This window comes from Gordonia sp. B8661-1 (assembly GCF_059427765.1).
This window is the reverse complement of the sequence record NZ_JCAHRL010000002.1, coordinates 390,441-409,016: the sequence shown is the minus strand read 5'-3', so window position 1 is coordinate 409,016 and position 18,576 is coordinate 390,441. Positions and strand designations below refer to the sequence as shown.

At 68.1% G+C, this 18,576-nt stretch carries 19 protein-coding genes; 6 read left to right on the top strand and 13 right to left on the bottom strand.

Going from position 1 to position 18,576, the window contains the following annotated elements; genetic code table 11:
* Nucleotides 1-7: 7 nt before the first annotated feature.
* Complete coding sequence (locus tag AC4JJG_RS05915; RefSeq protein ID WP_495400495.1) at nt 8-271, bottom strand: WhiB family transcriptional regulator; 264 nt, start codon at nt 269-271, stop codon at nt 8-10.
* A gap of 700 nt (nt 272-971) precedes the next feature.
* Between AC4JJG_RS05915 and cofD the strand changes: the two genes are divergently transcribed.
* Genes cofD through AC4JJG_RS05900 form a run of 3 tightly spaced genes read left to right on the top strand, consistent with a single transcriptional unit; the run spans nt 972 to nt 3,948 of the window.
* On the top strand, nt 972-2,012 hold the full coding sequence (gene cofD, locus AC4JJG_RS05910; RefSeq protein WP_495400000.1) for a 2-phospho-L-lactate transferase: 1,041 nt from the start codon (nt 972-974) through the stop codon (nt 2,010-2,012).
* Nucleotides 2,009-3,355 carry a coenzyme F420-0:L-glutamate ligase gene (locus AC4JJG_RS05905; RefSeq protein WP_495399999.1) on the top strand — a complete coding sequence of 449 codons (1,347 nt, stop codon included), beginning with the start codon at nt 2,009-2,011 and terminating at the stop codon, nt 3,353-3,355. The genes cofD and AC4JJG_RS05905 overlap by 4 nt, the downstream gene beginning before the upstream one ends.
* Complete coding sequence (locus AC4JJG_RS05900; RefSeq protein ID WP_495399998.1) at nt 3,352-3,948, top strand: NUDIX hydrolase; 597 nt, start codon at nt 3,352-3,354, stop codon at nt 3,946-3,948. Before AC4JJG_RS05905 ends, AC4JJG_RS05900 begins: the two co-directional genes overlap by 4 nt.
* Before the next feature lie 22 nt (nt 3,949-3,970).
* Here AC4JJG_RS05900 and glgC read toward each other — a convergent pair whose 3' ends face one another.
* Nucleotides 3,971-5,185, bottom strand: a complete 1,215-nt coding sequence (gene glgC / locus AC4JJG_RS05895) for a glucose-1-phosphate adenylyltransferase (RefSeq protein WP_495399997.1) — start codon at nt 5,183-5,185, stop codon at nt 3,971-3,973.
* A 90-nt stretch (nt 5,186-5,275) separates the two neighbouring features.
* On the opposite strand from glgC, the gene glgA reads away from it, so the two are divergent.
* Nucleotides 5,276-6,442 (top strand): glycogen synthase, encoded by a 1,167-nt coding sequence (gene glgA, locus AC4JJG_RS05890; RefSeq protein ID WP_495399996.1) that lies wholly within the window; start codon nt 5,276-5,278, stop codon nt 6,440-6,442.
* A 30-nt stretch (nt 6,443-6,472) separates the two neighbouring features.
* On the opposite strand, the gene AC4JJG_RS05885 is transcribed toward glgA, so the two are convergent.
* From AC4JJG_RS05885 to dapE, 9 genes are all read right to left on the bottom strand, one after another.
* On the bottom strand, nt 6,473-7,321 hold the full coding sequence (locus tag AC4JJG_RS05885; protein ID WP_495399995.1) for a putative RNA methyltransferase: 849 nt from the start codon (nt 7,319-7,321) through the stop codon (nt 6,473-6,475).
* Nucleotides 7,322-7,356: 35 nt separating this feature from the next.
* A complete protein-coding gene (locus tag AC4JJG_RS05880) occupies nt 7,357-7,524 on the bottom strand; it encodes a DUF3117 domain-containing protein (protein WP_005171222.1) in 168 nt (55 codons plus the stop codon).
* 167 nt (nt 7,525-7,691) lie between these two features.
* Nucleotides 7,692-8,039: a DivIVA domain-containing protein gene (locus AC4JJG_RS05875; RefSeq protein ID WP_495399994.1), complete on the bottom strand. Its 348-nt coding sequence runs from the start codon at nt 8,037-8,039 to the stop codon at nt 7,692-7,694.
* 42 nt (nt 8,040-8,081) lie between these two features.
* Nucleotides 8,082-9,125, bottom strand: coding sequence for a glucosyl-3-phosphoglycerate synthase (locus AC4JJG_RS05870; RefSeq protein ID WP_495399993.1), 1,044 nt, complete (start codon nt 9,123-9,125; stop codon nt 8,082-8,084).
* A complete protein-coding gene (folP, locus tag AC4JJG_RS05865) occupies nt 9,122-9,934 on the bottom strand; it encodes a dihydropteroate synthase (RefSeq protein WP_495400494.1) in 813 nt (270 codons plus the stop codon). Before folP ends, AC4JJG_RS05870 begins: the two co-directional genes overlap by 4 nt.
* An 86-nt stretch (nt 9,935-10,020) precedes the next feature.
* Nucleotides 10,021-11,811 (bottom strand): long-chain-acyl-CoA synthetase, encoded by a 1,791-nt coding sequence (locus AC4JJG_RS05860; protein ID WP_495399992.1) that lies wholly within the window; start codon nt 11,809-11,811, stop codon nt 10,021-10,023.
* Nucleotides 11,812-11,896: 85 nt separating this feature from the next.
* The gene (locus tag AC4JJG_RS05855) at nt 11,897-12,433 is read right to left on the bottom strand and encodes an LOG family protein (protein ID WP_495399991.1); all 537 of its coding nucleotides are present in this window, start codon (nt 12,431-12,433) and stop codon (nt 11,897-11,899) included.
* Nucleotides 12,430-13,173, bottom strand: a complete 744-nt coding sequence (locus AC4JJG_RS05850; RefSeq protein WP_495400493.1) for an LOG family protein — start codon at nt 13,171-13,173, stop codon at nt 12,430-12,432. The genes AC4JJG_RS05855 and AC4JJG_RS05850 overlap by 4 nt, the downstream gene beginning before the upstream one ends.
* A 494-nt stretch (nt 13,174-13,667) precedes the next feature.
* Nucleotides 13,668-14,771: a succinyl-diaminopimelate desuccinylase gene (dapE, locus tag AC4JJG_RS05845; RefSeq protein ID WP_495399990.1), complete on the bottom strand. Its 1,104-nt coding sequence runs from the start codon at nt 14,769-14,771 to the stop codon at nt 13,668-13,670.
* Between the two features lie 347 nt (nt 14,772-15,118).
* Here dapE and dapD point away from each other — a divergent pair, with 347 nt between their 5' ends.
* Nucleotides 15,119-16,090 carry a 2,3,4,5-tetrahydropyridine-2,6-dicarboxylate N-succinyltransferase gene (gene dapD, locus AC4JJG_RS05840; protein WP_495399989.1) on the top strand — a complete coding sequence of 324 codons (972 nt, stop codon included), beginning with the start codon at nt 15,119-15,121 and terminating at the stop codon, nt 16,088-16,090.
* Nucleotides 16,091-16,112: 22 nt separating this feature from the next.
* Here dapD and dapC read toward each other — a convergent pair whose 3' ends face one another.
* Both dapC and fdxA read right to left on the bottom strand, forming a co-directional pair.
* Nucleotides 16,113-17,201: a succinyldiaminopimelate transaminase gene (gene dapC / locus AC4JJG_RS05835; protein ID WP_495399988.1), complete on the bottom strand. Its 1,089-nt coding sequence runs from the start codon at nt 17,199-17,201 to the stop codon at nt 16,113-16,115.
* A gap of 49 nt (nt 17,202-17,250) precedes the next feature.
* On the bottom strand, nt 17,251-17,583 hold the full coding sequence (gene fdxA / locus AC4JJG_RS05830) for a ferredoxin (RefSeq protein WP_495400492.1): 333 nt from the start codon (nt 17,581-17,583) through the stop codon (nt 17,251-17,253).
* Between the two features lie 399 nt (nt 17,584-17,982).
* Here fdxA and AC4JJG_RS05825 point away from each other — a divergent pair, with 399 nt between their 5' ends.
* Nucleotides 17,983-18,570 (top strand): cupin domain-containing protein, encoded by a 588-nt coding sequence (locus AC4JJG_RS05825; protein ID WP_495399987.1) that lies wholly within the window; start codon nt 17,983-17,985, stop codon nt 18,568-18,570.
* Nucleotides 18,571-18,576 lie beyond the last annotated feature (6 nt).

The window sequence follows — 18,576 nt, the reverse complement described above, 5'->3', positions numbered from 1 at the left end:
TTGCGACTCAGACGATGCCGCGCTTGAGGCGACGACGCTCCCGCTCGGAGAGTCCGCCCCAGATACCGAAACGCTCATCGTTGTGGAGCGCGTACTCGAGGCATTCCGCCTTCACCTCGCACCCCTGGCAGATCCGCTTGGCCTCACGGGTCGAACCGCCCTTCTCCGGGAAGAAGGCCTCGGGATCGGTCTGCGCGCAGAGCGCACGATCCTGCCACTGCTCCTCGATGGTCTCGAAGAGGCCGTCGAAGTCGTTGGGCACCAACGACAGATGTCGCTGCTGCCCCCACGGGGAATTGTCCGCGGGCACCGATTGCACGCGCCCCTGCTCGGCAGAATCGCCCAGCAGGACCGAATCACCCGGCAGCCCAAAGCGATTCACACCGAAGAGCGGTCCGCCGTCAGCACCCGACAGTCCGGGACGGGCCGGTTCCGGCTGCTGCGGCATAAAAGAGTCGGGACTCGAATAGCTGTCTGTCTCAAGGGGATTGCCGATCGGTTCGTCGAAAGCCATCGTCGGCGCCTCCTAGCTTGGAAAGAATACTGTCAGTTCCGGTCATCCGGTGGACGTGACCGAAGCCATGCCACCAACGTTGCACGATCGATCTCATGGCGTGCCGGGCGTTCCACCCTCCGGGTTATTCGAACAAGTGATCGAAACGCTTGCGCTCCATCGGTTCTCGATCTCAAACTCGGAATGACACTGATGTGATTACACACGGTCGGCAGGAGCAGGTCAAGTTAAAGAGAAAGATTCCTTAATACCATCGACGACCGACTACACCCGGTCCCGACACGTCGGCGCGTCGCCAAAACGACGAATCTCACAGTCACGCCCCTCCCCCCGGCCGCCGCCCACAATCGATCGGCGACCGTGGCCCATCGTAGCGAATCGTCGCGCACCGACGCAGCGCCGCAGGCAGGAGGACTGCCGCGCGGGTCCGGTTCTCCGGGGCACTACAGTGAGCGGTGTGAAAGTGACGGTTCTCGTCGGTGGCGTCGGTGGCGCCCGATTCCTGTCCGGTGTCCGAGAGTTGCTCGGCCACACGCCCTTTCCCGCGTCCACGGATGACTCCGAACCGGCTGCGGCGATTACTCCGAATGAACGACATGAGATCACCGCGATCGTCAATGTCGGCGACGACGCGTGGATGCACGGCGTCCGGATCTGCCCCGACCTCGACACCTGCATGTACACGCTGGGCGGCGGCATCGACACCGAGCGCGGGTGGGGACGGGTCGGCGAGACCTGGCACGCCAAGGAGGAACTGGCCGCCTACGGCGCCGACCCCGACTGGTTCGGGCTGGGCGATCGCGATCTCGCCACCCACCTGATCCGCACCCAGATGCTCGACGCGGGATATCGGCTCTCCGACGTCACCGCGGCACTGTGCCGGCGGTGGCAGCCCGGCGTCCGGCTGCTACCGGCGACCGACGACCGGCATGAGACACATGTGGTGGTCGCGAAACCCGATGGCGCCGAGGACGAGCGGATCGCCATTCACTTCCAGGAGTGGTGGGTGCGTCATCGCGCGAAGATCCCGACCTTCGGCTTCGCGCAGGTCGGCTCCGACGACACGAAGGCCGCACCCGGCGTCCTCGAGGCCATCGCCGAGGCCGACATCGTGGTGCTGGCGCCGAGCAACCCGGTGGTCAGCATCGGTGCGGTGATCAGCGTCCCGGGCATCCGTGCGGCCCTGCGCACCACCGACGCACCGGTCGTCGGCATCTCCCCGGTCATCGACAACCGGCCGTTGCGGGGCATGGCCGACGAATGCCTGGACGTCATCGGCGTGGAGACGTCGGCGGAGGCCATCGCCGCACATTTCGGTGCCCGCAGCGGGAACGGCATCCTCGACGGGTGGCTCATCGCCGAGGGCGATCACGCGGAGGTCGAGGGCATCGCGATCGGCGAGGCACCATTGCTCATGTCCGATCCGTCCACGACCGCGCAGATGATGCGCGACGCCTGTGCGCTCGTCGGTGTTACCGTGCCGGAGTCCGCCTCGTGACCCGGCCCGATCATCGTGCCCCGGACGGCCTGGAGATCCGCCCGGTCACCGGACTCGGCGAATTCGGCCCCGACAGCGACATCGCCGCCGAGCTGCTCGCGGCGGCGCCGTGGCTCACCGACGGTGACGTGGTGGTGGTGACGAGCAAGATCTTCTCCAAGACCGAGGGCCGCATGGTGGCCGCGCCCACTGATCCCGACGAGCGGGACGCGTTGCGCCGCAAGCTCATCGACGATGAGTCCGTCCGGGTGCTCGCGCGGAAGAACCGGACCCTGATCACCGAGAACCGCAACGGTCTGGTGCAGGCCGCGGCCGGTGTGGACGGATCGAATGTGGCCACCGACGAACTCGCGCTCCTCCCCCTCGACCCGGATGCCAGTGCGGCGGGACTCCGGACACGTATCGCCGAACTCTCCGGACGCGACGTCGCCGTGGTGGTCACCGACACCATGGGCCGAGCGTGGCGCAACGGACAGGTCGACGTCGCGATCGGATCGTCGGGCATCGCGGTCTCCCACGCCTATGACGGCAGTACCGACGGCTACGGCAATCCCCTCGTCGTCACCGACATCGCGGTGGCCGACGAGGTCGCCGCCGCCGCGGATCTGGTGAAGGGCAAGCTTTCCGGTGTGCCGATCGCCGTGGTGCGCGGACTCAGCCCGGTCGACGACGGATCGTCGGCGGCCGACCTGGTGCGTGCGGCCGAGGAGGACCTGTTCCGGCTCGGCACCGCCGAATCCATCGACCAGGGACGACGCGAGGCACTGCTCACACGCCGGTCGGTCCGTGCGTTCGAGCCCGGCGGCGTCGATGCCGGAGTGATGGCGGAGGCCTTCGCCGATGCGCTCACCGCGCCCGCACCGCATCACACCCACCCCGTGCGATTCGTGTGGGTGCGGTCGGCCGAACGCAGGCAGCGACTCCTCGACGCCATGACCGAGGCCTGGCGCCGTGACCTGACCGCCGACGACAAGACCGAGGAGTCGATCGCCAGACGACTGCGCCGGGGCCGAATCCTGTACGACGCACCGGAACTGGTGATCCCGTTCCTGGTGCCCGAGGGCGCTCACGACTATCCCGACGACCGGCGCAACGCGGCCGAACACACCATGTTCACGGTGGCCGCGGGCGGCGCAGTGAACTCCTTCCTGGTGGCGCTGTCGGTTCGCGAGATCGGTAGCTGCTGGATCGGGTCGACGATCTTCGCACCCGAGGTGGTGCGCGAGGTCCTCGAACTCGATGACCGATGGGAACCGCTGGGCGCCATCGCGGTCGGACATCCGGCCGAGCCCGCAGGGCTCCGCCCACCCGCCGACACCGAGGGATTGGTCGTGGAACGATGACCGGTGCGAGCCTGCACGCCTCGGCCCGCACGTCCCTGGGCGGATGGACCCCGCCCGATGCGGATCAGGATTCCCTGCGGCACACCTATCTGGCCTTCCTCGACGCGGCTCCCGATGCCTGCCTGCGACGCAGCGAGCCCGGTCACCTGACCGCATCGGTGATCGTCTTCGACGCCGGCCTGCGCCATGTCCTGCTGACACTGCATCCCCGTGTGGGCAAATGGATTCAGCTCGGCGGACACTGCGAGGAATCGGACGCGACCCTGCTCGATGCCGCGGACCGCGAAGCCCGTGAGGAGTCGGGCAACACCACCCTGCGGCTGACGGCCGAGCCGGTCCATCTCCACACGCATCCGATCACCTGCTCGCTGGGCGTGCCCACCCGACATCTCGACGTGCGGTACGCCGCGGTGGCCGCGGACCCGGGCGACGGCGGCCTGCCACCGATCGTGCGCAGCGATGAATCCACCGATCTCGCCTGGTGGCCCGTCGATGCCCTGCCGGGCAACACCGACCTCGACCACATCCCCACTCTGATCGAACTGGGGAGCAGCGCGCTCACCGAATGCGGACTCGCTCACCCGGCCGGGTGAGCATTCACGAAGTGAGTGAGCGTCAGACGCGGATGCCCTTGCCGACGGTGACGACGCCGCCCGCGCTGATGGAGAATCGTTCGCGGTCGGCCTCGACATCCACGCCGAGGTGATGCCCCGGCTCGACGACGACGTTCTTGTCGAGGATCGCTCGGCGCACGACCGCGCCCTTGCCGATCCGGGCGCCGGGCATCACCACGCTGCCCTCGACGATGGCGCCGTCCTCGACGACCACATTCGACGACAGCACCGAATCCCGCACCGTCGCAGCCGATATGATGCATCCCGCGCCGACGACCGAATCCTGCGCGAGACCGCCCTGCACGAATTTCGCGGGCGGCAGATTCATCGTCTCACCGCGGATGGGCCAGCGGCGGTTGTAGAGGTTGAAGATCGGATGGACCGACACCAGGTCCATATGCGCGTCATAGAAGGCGTCGAGTGTTCCGACATCGCGCCAGTAGCCCTTGTCGCGTTCGGTGGCACCGGGCACGTCGTTGTCCTTGAAGTCGTAGACGTAGGCCGTGCCCTTGTCGACGAAGGCCGGGATGATGTCGCCGCCCATGTCGTGATCGGAGTCGGAATCCTCGGCATCGGCGCGGATCGCGTCGACCAGCGCCGCGGTGGTGAAGACATAGTTGCCCATCGAGGCGAACGTGACGTCCGGATCGTCGGGGGTGCCGGGCGGATCGCTCGGCTTCTCGAGGAAACGGGTGATCTTGCCGTCGGAGTCGGCGTCGATGCAGCCGAAGGCGGTCGCCTCCGCGCGTGGCACCCGGATGCCCGCGACGGTCACGTCGGCACCCGACGCGATATGCGCCTCGACCATCTGCGACGGGTCCATGCGGTAGACGTGATCGGCGCCGAAGACCACGATGTATTCCGGTTCCTCGTCGGTGATGAGGTTCATCGACTGGAAGATGGCATCGGCACTGCCCGTGTACCACCGCGGACCGAGGCGTTGCTGCGCAGGCACCGGGGTGATGTACTCGCCGTGAAAGCCCGACGACCACCAGGTCTGCGAGATGTGGCGGTCGAGCGAATGCGATTTGTACTGTGTCAGCACGCAGATTCGCTCGTAGCCGGCGTTCACGAGGTTCGAGAGCACGAAGTCGATGAGGCGGTACGACCCGCCGAACGGCACCGCCGGCTTGGCGCGGTCCATCGTCAAGGGATACAGGCGTTTGCCCTCCCCGCCCGCGAGGACGATCCCGAGCACATGCGGCTGTGATCTCACAATCACCAACTTAACCGGCTTCCCACGACGTGGCCACGTGAATGCCCTCAGCGATGGCGAACACCCGCCGTTGGCGTTAGGTTCGTGCCCATGAGGGTGGCGATGATGACCCGGGAATACCCGCCCGAGGTGTATGGCGGCGCCGGGGTGCACGTCACCGAACTCGTGCGTCATCTTCGCGCGCTGATCGACGTGGACGTCCATTGCATGGGCACCGAACGTGACACCGCCGTTGTGCATCAACCCGATCCGGCGCTCGCCGAGGCGAACCCGGCGATCCGTACGTTGTCGGCCGACCTCCGGATGGCGGTGGCCGCCGAGAAAGCGGACCTGGCGCACTCGCACACCTGGTACACCGGGCTCGCCGGCCATGTCGCCGCGCAGATGTGGGGCGTGCCCCATGTGCTGACCGCGCATTCACTGGAACCGATGCGGCCCTGGAAGGCCGAGCAGCTCGGTGGCGGTTATCGGGTGTCGAGCTGGGTGGAACGCAACGCGGTGGAGCATGCCGACGCGGTGATCGCGGTCAGTTCCGGAATGCGGAACGACGTCTGCGACACCTACCCGCGCGTCGATCCCGATCGAGTTCACGTGGTACGCAACGGTATCGACACGTCGATCTGGTCACCGGTCGACGACCCGTTCGGCCCGGGCTCGGCGCTCGACGCACTCGGTGTGAACCCCGACCGGCCGATCGTCGCGTTCGTCGGCCGCATCACCCGCCAGAAAGGTGTGGCCCACCTGGTGGCGGCCGCTCACCGGTTCGATCCGGACATCCAGCTCGTACTCTGTGCCGGCGCACCCGACACCCCGGAGATCGGCGCGGAGATCGAGGCCGCGGTGGCCGCCCTCTCCGCACAGCGATCCGGGGTGCACTGGATACGGGAGATGCTGCCGCAACTCCGAATCCGGGAGATCCTGACCGCGGCAACGGTTTTCATATGTCCGTCGGTGTACGAACCACTGGGCATCGTGAACCTGGAGGCAATGGCCTGCGGGACGGCCGTGGTGGCGTCGGAGGTCGGCGGCATCCCGGAGGTGGTGCGCGACAACGTGACCGGCCGTCTGGTCCCCTACGATCCGGCCGATCCGCAGGCCTTCGAGGCCGGACTGGCCGAGGCGGTGAACACCGTCGTCGGGGACCCGACGGAGGCCGCGGCCATGGGGACGGCGGGCCGGGAACGCGCGCAGACCTCGTTCTCGTGGGCGACCATCGCGGAGCAGACCGTCGACGTCTACCGTGCCGCGCTGGGCTAGACCGACCGCTGGGTTAGGCCGACCGCTGGGTTAGGCCGACGGCGCGAAGGTGCTGATCGTGACGGAGGACGTCACGTCGATCGGCGTGGGCAGGCTCTGTGCCCGTTCGGCGATGTCGGCGGCATCGTGATGGAACGCCGACGGCCCCATCGAGACGAGATCGGCGATCGCCTCGGCGGAGAGCTTCGTCCGACGGCTCACCGATTGTTCGCCCACGAGATCGAATTCCGGGCTCAGCGTCTCCCGGAGCCGGTCCTCCTTGTCGGAACCGACCGCCAGCATGTCCATGGGGCCGACGATCTCACCGAGGTGATCGGGGTTCGGGGTCACCACGACGAGGATTCCCTCAGGATGCAGGACACGCGCGAACTCCGTGGCGTTGCGCGGCGAGAAGATCGACAGCACCGCGCCCACCGAACCCGTGGCGATGGGCAGGGGACGCCAGACGTCGGCGGCCAGGGCAACCGCACGCGGATGTGCCCGTGCCACCGCTCGCGCGCAGTACTTCGACAGGTCGAGGCCGACTCCCCGCACATCATCACGCCGATCGAGGACACGGCCCAGATAATGACCGGTGCCCGCCCCGGCATCGAGGACTATGCGGGGAACATCGGCGGTCGCGACATGCTCGACGACCCGATCCGCCACGATGTCGGCGACCGCGTCGAACACCCCGGAATCGTGAACCCGCGCACGTGCCGCGACCATCGGAGCGGTGTCCGAACGATGAGCTACCGACCGACCGTCGGAAAGTGTCACGTACCCCTGCCGGGCTATGTCGAAACGGTGTGCCGCAGCGCAGGTGAGCGACCGATCATCGGCGGTGACATGCAATGCCGCATCGGCCGCGTCGACCCCGCAGACCGGGCAGCTGAGCACGGATTCGACGGCGCGTAGCCGTCCGGGCGCTGGCGTCAGCCGGCGACTCCGCGCAGTTCTTCGCCGAGCGCGGCGGCCTCATCGGCAGTCAACTCGACGACGAGCCTGCCTCCGCCTTCGATCGGAATCCGGACAACGATCCCACGTCCCTCCTTGGCCGCTTCGAGGGGGCCGTCCCCAGTACGTGGCTTCATTGCCGCCATTCTCGAACTCCCTTCCGCGCATTTGCCGCGTGATGTGCACATACACGCACCCGGGCATCGGTCGGAAATGCACAGGCGCCATGGCAATGATACGTGGTCATGGCGCCGACGCCGCCCTCAGCCACGGATTCTGACATCAACTGACGCCATCCGAACGACCCCGCGGGTCAGCGGACGACCGGACCGGCGCCCGGCGCATCCCCGCGTGCCGCCTCGTCCTCGATGCCGGCCCGCGCCTCGAGCCGGGCGAGCGTGCCGCGCAGCTCATCGAGCTCCCGGGCCGCTTTCTCCATGGCCCAGTCCACCTCGCTCGGCGAATAGCCGCGGAAGGTCTGGGCGAACACGACGCCACGCAGGTCGTCGCCGGTGACGCCGGCCCGCGGCAGATGCGTGAGCGTCGTCCCCGGCTCCGGCGCGGGCAGGTCCTCCCCGCGCCCGAACGCGAACCAGACCACCGCGAAGACCGCCGCCACCACGACGGCCATGATCAGCAAATACAGCAGGATCGTCTGCATGAACCCATAGTGGCAGACGCGACCGGGCGGCCGTCCGCGGCGTCAGGACGCCATTTCGGTGTCGCCGGCGGCCTCCCGGATGGTGTTCATCGGTGGCCGGTCGACGAGATACACCTCGGTGGTGTGCGGGGTGAAGGAGCCGTCGGCCTCGGCGGTGAACTGGGTCAGGCCCGCACCCGAGTCGTCGATGCCGCAGCGCCGCATCAGGGTGCCGACGATCTGCCTGCTCATCACACCCAGTTCGATCAGCGGACGGTTGCGATGGGTGCGCACACCGAGGTTGACCTGACCGATGCCGTCGAGACCATACCGGTCGAAGGTGTCGATGAGCAGTCCGATCTCGACGCCGTAGCCGGGTGCGAAGGGGACCGACGACAGCAGCTCGCGCGTACCCGCGTATTCGCCGCCCAGCGGCTGCAGCACACCGGTCAGATCCGGGCGCTGCGACGCCAGCAACGGACGCGCCACCAGCTCGGTCACGCGGCCGCCGCCGTTGCTGTCCTGCGTCCCACCGGTCCGCAGCGGACGGCGGTAATACCCCTTCACCAGCTGAATCCGCGGGTCGATGAGGAGCGGGCCCAGCATCTTCGGGACGAACATCGGGTCCGGGTCGATGAGATCGGAATCGACGAAGGCGATGATGTCGCCGGTGGTCGCGGCGATGGAACGCCAGAGGACCTCACCCTTTCCGGGGACCGGCGCCAGGTCCGGCACGGCGTCCTCACGGCTCACCACCCGCGCCCCCGCCGCGCGCGCCCGTTCCGCTGTCGCATCGGTGGATCCGGAGTCCAGGACGATGAGTTCGTCGACGAGGGTTCCGTACAGCGGCATGATCGACGCGATCACGTCGGCGACCGTGTCCTCCTCGTTGAGGGCGGGCAGAACGACCGAGACGGTGCGTCCGTCCTTCATCTCGACGAGTTCGTCGATGCTCCATTCGGGCCGCTCCCAGGTGTTGGTGACGGCCCAGCGCGCCCGGACGTGGTCGGCGGTCTCCGCGGATTCCGCGGACCATACGGCATGCGGACGGGTGCGGCCGGTGGCGACCGTGGCGCGCCGGGCACCCCGTCGTGTCTGTTCGGTCATGCGAGTCCCCTGACTGTTCGTACGGGCGGACGAGTCCCGGCTATTGCCGCGACCATGTCGACTACGCGACGGGTGGCGGCCACCTCGTGCACCCGGAAGATCCGGGCTCCCGCAGCGGCGGACAATGCCGTCGCGGCGAGGGTGCCCTCCAGCCGTTCGTCGAGTTCGACACCCAGAGTCTCCCCTATGAAGTCCTTGTTGCTCAGTGCCATCAGCACCGGCCAGCCGGTATTAACGAGATCGTTCACGCGGCGTAACAAGGCGAGCCCGTGGTGGGTGTTTTTCCCGAAATCGTGGGTGGGATCGATGACGATCGAGTCCGCCGCGACCCCCGCGTCGCGGGCTCTGCCGGCCGCCGCGGTCACGTCCGCGATCACGTCGGCGACGACGTCCCGATAGGCCACCCGATGTGGACGGGTACGGACCGTCGCGCCCCCGGTGTGCGAGCAGACGATGCCGGCGCGCCGCTGCGCGGCCACCGCCACCAGTTCCGGGTCGTAGCCCGCCCAGGTGTCGTTGATCAGGTCCGCGCCTGCCCCCACGGCCCGGTCCGCGACCTCGGCTCGCCAGGTGTCGACGCTGATCAGCACATCCGGGTGGCGTTCGCGGATCCATTCGATCATCGGGATCACCCGGTCGATCTCGGTGGCCGCATCGACGTCGTCACCGGGCCCGGCCTTGACGCCGCCGATGTCGATGATGTCGGCCCCCTCTGCGACCACCTGCGTCACGCGTGCCTGGGCCGCCTCGTCGGCGAAGCTGGCCCCGCGATCGTAGAAGGAATCCGGCGTCCGGTTGACGATCGCCATGACCAGCGCGCGGTCGGTGGCTACGGATTTCCCGCAGAGCGTGTCCTCTGCGCAGGGTGTCGGCAACACGCCCACCAGCTTAGAGGTCAGCTCTTCGGTGCCCGCCCGTTCGCGACCTCGTCGACGTAGTCGGCGACGGACCGGCCGTCGCCCGCGCGCACGAAGCCCTCCCCGCGGCTGACCAGAATGTAGATCGGGTCCTCGCCGGTCTCCTCATATCCCTGCTCGCGCAGTTCCACCTTGCGGTTCTTGAAGGTCGAGGTGTGCTCGAGTTCCGGGACGATCCGTACGAACATCGGCACCGCGTATGCGGGCAGGCGTTCGAAGAGATGCTCGGCGAGCGCCTTGCCGTCGAGTTCCCCGTTCGAGGACTTCACCGCCCCCATGCCCGCACGCCCGTCGGTCTTGGGGATCGCGACACCGTAGGCCACCGACTGGTCCACCCCGTCGAAGGAGTCGAGCGCCGCCTCCACCTCGGTGGTGGCCACGTTCTCGCCCTTCCAGCGGAAGGTGTCGCCCAGTCGGTCGACGAAGGCGATATGCGAAAAGCCTTGGTCCCGAACGAGATCCCCGGAGTTGAAGTAGGCGTCACCGGATTTGAACGCGTCCCGGATGACCTTCTTCTCGGTGGCCTCGGAGTCGGTGTAGCCGTCGAGCGGGACCCGTTCGCTGATCTCCGCGATCAGGAGGCCGGTGCCGCCCTTCGGCACGGCGGTCAGTCGTCCGTCGGCGTTGCGCTTGGGGCCGCCGTCCTCGTCGTACTCGACGATCTTGTAGGGCAGCGGGCAGAAACCGGCGGTGCGATCCACGCTGAACGCGTTGACGAAGGCGAGATTCAGTTCGCTGGCTCCGTAGAACTCGACGATCCGCTCGATGCCGAATCGCTCCGCGAACTCGTCCCAGATCTCCGGGCGCATGCCGTTGCCGATGATGACCCGCACCGCATGCTGCCGGTCGGTCGGCTTCTCGGGCTGTGCGAGCAGGTAGCGGCAGAGTTCGCCGATGTAGCAGAAGGCGGTGGCGCGGTTCAGGATCACGTCGTCCCAGAACTTGGACGCCGAGAACGATTCACCGATCGCGAAGCAGGCGCCCGCGGCCAGCACCGAGGCGAGAGCCACCGACAGCGCGTTGTTGTGATACAGCGGCAGCGGCACATACATGGTGTCGGTGTGCCGGAGCCGCACCGCGAGCCCACCGATGCCGGACAGGCTGGCCAGCCAGCGATTGTGGCTCATGACGCTGGCCTTCGGCAGGCCGGTGGTGCCCGAGGTGAAGATGTAGAACGCCGCGGTCGACGCGGGCAGTGTGGCGGTCACCGCCGGATCGTCCTCGGCACGCCCCGCGGCGGCCTCGTCGAGCGCGGTGAAGTCGTAGACGTGCTCCGGAAGAACCTCGGTGGGGATGGACTCGAACGCCTCGGCGCAGGACGGATCGTGGACGAGCACCTTGGCGTCGAGCAGCTTCATGCTGTGCTCCAGCACATCTCCGCGCTGGTTGTAGTTCACCATGCCGGCCACCGCACCGAGCTTGACCGTCGCGAGCATCATCATCAGATCGGTCGGGCAGTTCTTCGAGAGGATGGCGACGACGTCGCCCGTCTGCACGCCATCGGCCTGCAGCACCGCCGCGTACCGGTTGACCCGGCGGTTGACCTCGCCGTAGGTCATCGAGCGACCCTTGAAACGGATGAACGGCCGGTCCGGATGCGCTGCCGCCCGCTTCTGGAAGATCGATCCGATGGTGCGCTTGGCCTGTGGTGGTCTGCGGATCAGGCCCGGCGCGTGCCGCAGCATGCCCGCCGCATCCGGTGCCATCTTCACCACGCCGCGGAGCAGGTCGGTGAAGCCGACGGCGTCATGGGTATCGGTGCTCGACATCGCTACTACTCCGCTTCGGTGAGGTTGTGCACAGCCGCGCCGGATGGCCGGCTCGGTGACACCTTACCGGCCGGTAGGAAAATCTCTACCGCCTAGTAGCAAAGTCGACCGCTGCCGGCACCGAGTCGGTGACGACCAGCCGTTCGAGCGCCGGACGCGCGACGAAACCCTGCACGTGCAGATCGCCGAGCCAGCCCATCAGCGGCGTATAGAAGCCCATCGGATCCAGCAGCACCACCGGTTTGTCGTGCATGCCGAGGTAACCGGCCGTCCACGTCTCGAACAGCTCCTCCAACGTGCCGATGCCGCCCGGAAGCGTGATGAAACCGTTCGCCCGCTCATCCATCAACTGCTTGCGCTCCCGCATCGTCTCGGTCACGACCAGTTCGTCGGCGCCCAGATCGGCGACCTCGCGCTCCATCAGTGCGCGCGGAATGATGCCGACGGTCCGGCCTCCCGCCGCGCGCGCCGCCGTCGCGACCGCACCCATCATCGACACATTGCCCCCGCCGGACACCAGGGTGTGACCACCCTGTCCCAGCGCGGTGCCCAGTTCGGTGGCCAGTGCCAGGAATTCCGGTGCGACCGGTCCGGACGCGCAGTAGACGCAGACCGCACTCACCGGGTGCGACCGCCGGCGATGATCTCCACCGCCTCCGACGGTTCGTCGACGACATGCATCAGGTCCAAATCGTCCGGGGAGATCATGCCGCGCTCCAGCAGCACGTCGCGCATCCAGTCGAGCAGACCGGACCAGTAGTCACGGCCGATGAGCACGATCGGGAACCGCACCACCTTTTTCGTCTGGACCAGGGTCAGCGCCTCGAAGAGTTCGTCGAGGGTGCCGAAACCACCCGGCAGACAGACGAAGGCCTGCGCGTACTTCACGAACATCGTCTTGCGGACGAAGAAGTACCGGAAGTGCATACCGAGGTCGACCCACTCGTTGAGATGCTGTTCGAAGGGCAACTCGATGTTGAGCCCGATCGACTGCGCGCCGGTGCCGTACGCCCCCTTGTTGGCGGCCTCCATCGCGCCCGGACCGCCGCCGGTGATCACCGCGTATCCGGCCTCACCGAGCGCGCGGCCCAGTTCGACCGCGAGTTCGTATTCCGCACTGCCGGGTTCGATCCGCGCCGACCCGAAGACCGTCACCGCCTCGGCCACCTCGCTCATCGCGTCGAAGCCCGCGACGAACTCGGACTGGATGCGCAGCACCCGCCAGGAGTCCTTCATCGTGCGTTCGGCACGACGCTCCGCGTCGCGCGGATCGACCCATTCGAGGAATCGGCGATCGGTGGTGTTCGGGGTCTCGCCCGCCTCGCGCCGGACGCGCACGGGTCCGACGTAGCAGGTCTCCATCTCGCTCTCCGCGGCAACAGCGCCGTCGCCGGAAACGGCGACCGCACCGGACTCGGAGTGGGAGGTGACCGCGGCGACCTGCTCGTCCTGCGCGGGTTCGTCGGAGACCTCGTCGACGGGCGGCTCGAGCGCGCCCTCGTCGGGCACCGAGGCGGCCGCTTCGGACAGTGCCGGTTCGGGTGCGATCGGGTCCGGCCGGGACGACTGCGGTTCCGCGGGATCGTCGCCCGGCGCCTGCGACGCGGAGGACGCGACCAGACCCGCACCGCCGTCCGCACCGGGTTCGGGCGACCGGTGACGGCCACCCGTCGAGGGCGCCGTATCGGCACGCCCGGGCACCACGGATCCACCCCCGTAGGATTCGGGCACAGCGGATTCGGGCACGGGAAAATCGCTCGTCACGGGGTCAGCGTCAGCGGATGCCATGCCCCTACGCTAGCGGCAAACAGGGTGTCGCCGGGCTACGGCGGGGGCTCCTGCCCCGTCCGCCCGGGTCAGGCCGACAGGAAACTGCGAAGTACGTCGGTAACTTCGGATATCTGTGCGACCGGCACACGTTCGTCGCGGCGGTGCGCCAGATTCGGGTCCCCCGGACCGAGGTTGACCGCCGGGATTCCGAGCGCCGAGAACCGCGACACATCGGTCCACCCGTATTTCGCGCGGAAGCGTCCACCGGCCGCGGCCACCAGCTCGGCGGCCACCGGATTCGACAGGCCCGGCAGTGCGCCCGCGGCCGCATCGGTCACCTCGGCATCGATCGCGCCGCCGGACAGCGCATCGGCGAAGACCTCCCGGACATGATCGGTGGCCTGCTCGATGCTGCGATCCGGCGCGAACCGGAAGTTCACGTCGACCGATGCCGCGTCCGGGACGACGTTGCCGGCGACCCCGCCGTCGATCCGCACCGCCGACAAACCCTCACGGTATTCGCAACCGTCGATGTCGACGGTGCGCGGTCGGTAGGCGGCGAGCGCGTCGAGGACACCTGACAGTCGGTGAATCGCGTTGTCCCCCATCCACGATCGCGCCGAATGGGATCGGGTGCCGTGCGCGGTCATACGCATCCGCATGGTGCCCTGACATCCGGCCTCGATCTGTCCGGCCGTCGGTTCGCCGAGGATCGCGACATCACCCATGAGCCACGCCGGCAGTTCGCGCTCGATCACGCCGAGCCCGTTGTACTTCGCGGCGATCTCCTCGCAGTCGTAGAAGATCAGGGTCAGGTCGTAGGTGGGATCGGCCATCGTCGCGGCCAGGTGCAGGAACACCGCATCGCCGGACTTCATGTCGACGGTGCCGCAGCCGTGCAGCACGTCGCCCTCCGGGCCGTCGGTCTCGCGACGGCTCGGCAGATTGTCCGCGACGGGCACGGTGTCGAGGTGCCCGGCGAGCACCACGCGCCGGCCCTTGCCCCGGTTCGTCCGGGCCAGCACCCGGTCACCGTGCCGAAGCACCTCGAACCCGGTGGTCTGGGCACGCAGCGCCGACTCGACGGCGTCGGCGATCGCCGATTCGTTCCGCGACTCGCTCTCGATGTCCACCAGGGCGGCGGTCAGGTCGATGGGGTCGGCATGCAGATCCAGAGGTGGGACGGTCACAGCACTCACGGTAGTCCGGCCGCGACCGACCCGATCACGATGAGTGCCACCACGAAGGCGATCACGTACTCGATCATCACGAACTCCTCTCCGCGATGGCCCTTTTCGGTAATCACCACCATCCGCCTGGCCCGTCGTCCATCCACGCGTACGCGACTACCCGACTGCAAGCGGCCGGGCTACCCGGCTCGCGCGGTGCGCGCGGATGAATCCACACTCGTCACCGCTGAGCGACGTCGATTGCATGGTGCGATCCGCGCGGCCCACCGGTGATCGGTGTGGACCTCGAGGCGCGCGGCCGAATCGGCCGTCGGCACGGTCCTTTCGGACCGGTAAGGTGTGCACCCGTGACGACGAATGGTGCACTCGCGACCGGTATTGCCACCCTGACCAACGGCGGTTCCCCCGATTCCGGGACCGTGCTCGATGTGTGGTTCCCCGCACCCGAGCTCGACAGCCCGACCTCGACCGGGACGACACGACTCGAGGGTGACGACGTGCCCGCCGATCTCCGCGATCTGGTCGGCGACGACGCGGCGCGCGGCGTGAAGACCGTCGCGGTCCACACCTCGATCGCCGATCTGTCCGACGCACCGGTGGACGCCTACGACGCGTACCTGCGGCTGCACCTGCTGTCGCACCGCCTGGTCGTCCCGCACCAGGTGAACCTCGAAGGGGTGTTCGGCCTGCTCACCAACGTGGTGTGGACCAACTTCGGCCCCTGTGCCATCGACGGTTTCGAACAGACCCGTGCCCGTCTGCGCGCCACGCGCGGCCACGTCACCGTGTACAGCGTCGACAAGTTCCCGCGCATGGTCGACTACGTGCTGCCCGGTGGCGTCCGCGTCGGCGACGCCGACCGCGTCCGCCTCGGCGCGCACCTCGCGGCCGGGACGACCGTCATGCACGAGGGCTTCGTGAACTTCAACGCGGGCACGCTCGGCTCGTCGATGATCGAGGGCCGCGTCTCGGCGGGCGTGCTCATCGGCGACGGCTCGGACGTGGGTGGCGGCGCCTCCACCATGGGCACGCTCTCGGGTGGCGGCAAGGAGATCATCTCCCTCGGCAAGCGGTGCCTGCTCGGCGCCAACTCGGGCTGCGGCATTCCCCTGGGCGACGATTGCGTCATCGAGGCGGGTCTCTATGTGACCGCCGGTACCAAGGTGACCGGACCGGACGGCACCACTGTGAAGGCCCGCGACCTGGCGGGCCAGTCGAATCTGCTGTTCCGTCGTAACAGCCTCAACGGCGCGGTGGAGGTGGTGCCGTGGAAGGGCGACGGCATCGCCCTCAACGAGGCGCTGCACAAGCACAACTGACCGTCGGGTCCTCGCCGGCGGTTCAGTCGGCGAGGCGGCCCGCCGCTTCGGCGATGCGGGCGTCGGTGGCCGTCAGGGCCATCCGCACGTGCCGGGTGCCCGCGGGACCGTAGAAATCTCCGGGGGCCGCCAGGATGCCACGCTCGGCGAGCCAGTCCAGCGTGGTCCGGCTGTCCTCGTCGCGGGTCGCCCACAGGTAGAGGCCTGCCTCCGAGTGATCCACGCGGAACCCCGCGCCGCGCACCGCGGTGAGGAGCTTCTCCCGACGCGCCCGGTACCGCTCGCGTTGTTCGGCGACATGCTCGTCATCGGCCAGCGCCGCGGTCATCGCCCCCTGGATCGGGAACGGCACCATCAGACCGGAATGCTTACGGACGGCGAGCAACTCGCCGATGAGGTCGGTGTCGCCCGCCAGGAATCCGGCGCGGTAGGACGCCAGGTTGGAGATCTTCGACAGCGAATGCACGGCGAGCAGGCCGGTGTGGTCGCCGTCGCTGACGCGCGGGTCGAGGATCGAGTACGCCTCGTCCTCCCACTCGAGTCCGAGGTAGCACTCGTCGGACACCACGATGGTGCCGCGGTCACGGGCCCACTCAATGACCTTGCGCAGATGGTCGATGCCGAGCACCTTGCCGGTCGGGTTGGACGGCGAGTTGATGAAGATCAGCGCGGGCGCGGTGGGACCGAGTTGCACGGTCGAATCGGCACGCACCGGCGTCGCCCCCGCCAGAAGGGCGCTGACCTCGTAGGTCGGGTACGCGACCTCCGGTACCACCACCGTCTGACCGGGACCGATCCCCAGGGTCGAGACCAGCCCCGCGATCGCCTCCTTGGTTCCGATGACCGGAAGCACCGCATCGGGCCCGAGGCCGGTGATCCCGAAGCGCCGGGACAGGGCGTCGACGATCTCGCTTCTCAGCTCGGGTGTCCCGATGGTCGTCGGGTAGCCCGGAAACTCCGACGACGCGGCGAGCGCCGAACGGATCGGCGCGGGTACCGGATCGACCGGTGTGCCGACGGACAGATCGACGATGCCCCCGGGATGGGCGGCGGCGCGGGCCTTCGCATCCGCGATGGTGTCCCACGGGAAGTCGGGCAGCGAAGCACTCACCCGTCGCCGCGAGCCAGCGCCTCCTGCCCCGGTACCGGCCACGCGGTTCTCAGTCCTCGTCGGTGTTCATCGGAGGCAGCGCCTTCACGAATGCGGCGTCCGCGTCGGTACGGCCGACCTTGCTGGCACCGCCGGGCGAACCGAGGTCGTCGAAGAAGTCGGCGTTGGCGCTGACGTACGGCTCCCACTCGTCGGGCACATCGTCCTCGTAGAAGATCGCCTCGACCGGGCACACCGGCTCGCACGCACCGCAGTCCACACATTCGTCGGGCTGGATGTAGAGCATCCGGGCACCCTCGTAGATGCAGTCCACCGGGCATTCCTCGACGCAAGCCTTGTCCAGGACATCGACGCAAGGCTCTGCGATGATGTAGGTCACCACACTCTCCTTCGCTGCAACACAACTCATGGTCGGCGCGACCCCGCGCCGTCGCCGCAAGCGGCGCGTGGGCTGCACACGCCACCATCTCGGACCCGCGACTGCACGCAGCGCGCGGCCTCATCAGCCCGGGCGATCCACCACAAGTCCATCGTCCAGACTATCGGGCGATACCGGTCGGACTCGACCCCGTCCCCGGTTCGAATCGCAGAACGTAATGCGCGTCACAACCCGTTCGCGGGTCATTTCGGTCAGCGCGCGATAAACCCTCGACCCCGACGCCGACCGTGACGACACTGGTCGTCGTGTTCACTCACGCACCGACCTCCCCGATCGATCCCCGAATGTGTCCGGGCTCCTCGCCCCGCACCCCATTCGACTCGACCCGACACGGAGGTCACCGTGACCGCAACCCTGCACCGACCCACCGACACTGACACCCGACACAGCCGCACGGGCCATCTGCCGACCCGACTGCGTCCCGCCGACCTGCTGCGCATCACCGACCAGGGCGTCGCCGACGTCCTCGACGGCGTATACGACCATCTGCTCCCCGAGCAGTGGGACCCGACCGAACGATGGTCGACTCGACTGGAATCGAACGACGACCTCGACCTGTGGCTCATCAGCTGGACACCGGACCGGTCCACCGAACTCCATGACCACGCCGGCTCGCTGGGCGCACTCACCGTGCTGTCCGGGAGCCTGCGCGAGTACCGCTGGACGGGCGACGACCTCGCGCTGCGCATCCTCGACGCCGGTGACCAGGCCGCGTTTCCCCTCGGCTGGGTCCACGACGTCCAGCGCCACACGGCCTACCCGGGACTGACCAGCGGTGACGAATCCGGCACCGGGACAGCCGAATCCGCCACACCAACGCTCAGCGTGCACGCCTACTCGCCACCGCTGACGGCGATGTCCTTCTACGCCGTGACCGACCGGGGTACCCTGCGACGCACGCGCACCGAGATCACCGCGGAACCCGAATGAGCGGAG

Coding starts and splice junctions, on each gene's coding strand:
- AC4JJG_RS05850 (WP_495400493.1), bottom strand. CDS start 13,173: ATGGAGACCTGCTACGTCGGACCCGTGCGCGTCCGGCGCGAGGCGGGC.
- AC4JJG_RS05880 (WP_005171222.1), bottom strand. CDS start 7,524: ATGGCGGCAATGAAGCCACGTACTGGGGACGGCCCCCTCGAAGCGGCC.
- AC4JJG_RS05875 (WP_495399994.1), bottom strand. CDS start 8,039: ATGCAGACGATCCTGCTGTATTTGCTGATCATGGCCGTCGTGGTGGCG.
- glgA (WP_495399996.1), top strand. CDS start 5,276: ATGAGGGTGGCGATGATGACCCGGGAATACCCGCCCGAGGTGTATGGC.
- AC4JJG_RS05900 (WP_495399998.1), top strand. CDS start 3,352: ATGACCGGTGCGAGCCTGCACGCCTCGGCCCGCACGTCCCTGGGCGGA.
- folP (WP_495400494.1), bottom strand. CDS start 9,934: ATGGCGATCGTCAACCGGACGCCGGATTCCTTCTACGATCGCGGGGCC.
- AC4JJG_RS05870 (WP_495399993.1), bottom strand. CDS start 9,125: ATGACCGAACAGACACGACGGGGTGCCCGGCGCGCCACGGTCGCCACC.
- AC4JJG_RS05860 (WP_495399992.1), bottom strand. CDS start 11,811: ATGTCGAGCACCGATACCCATGACGCCGTCGGCTTCACCGACCTGCTC.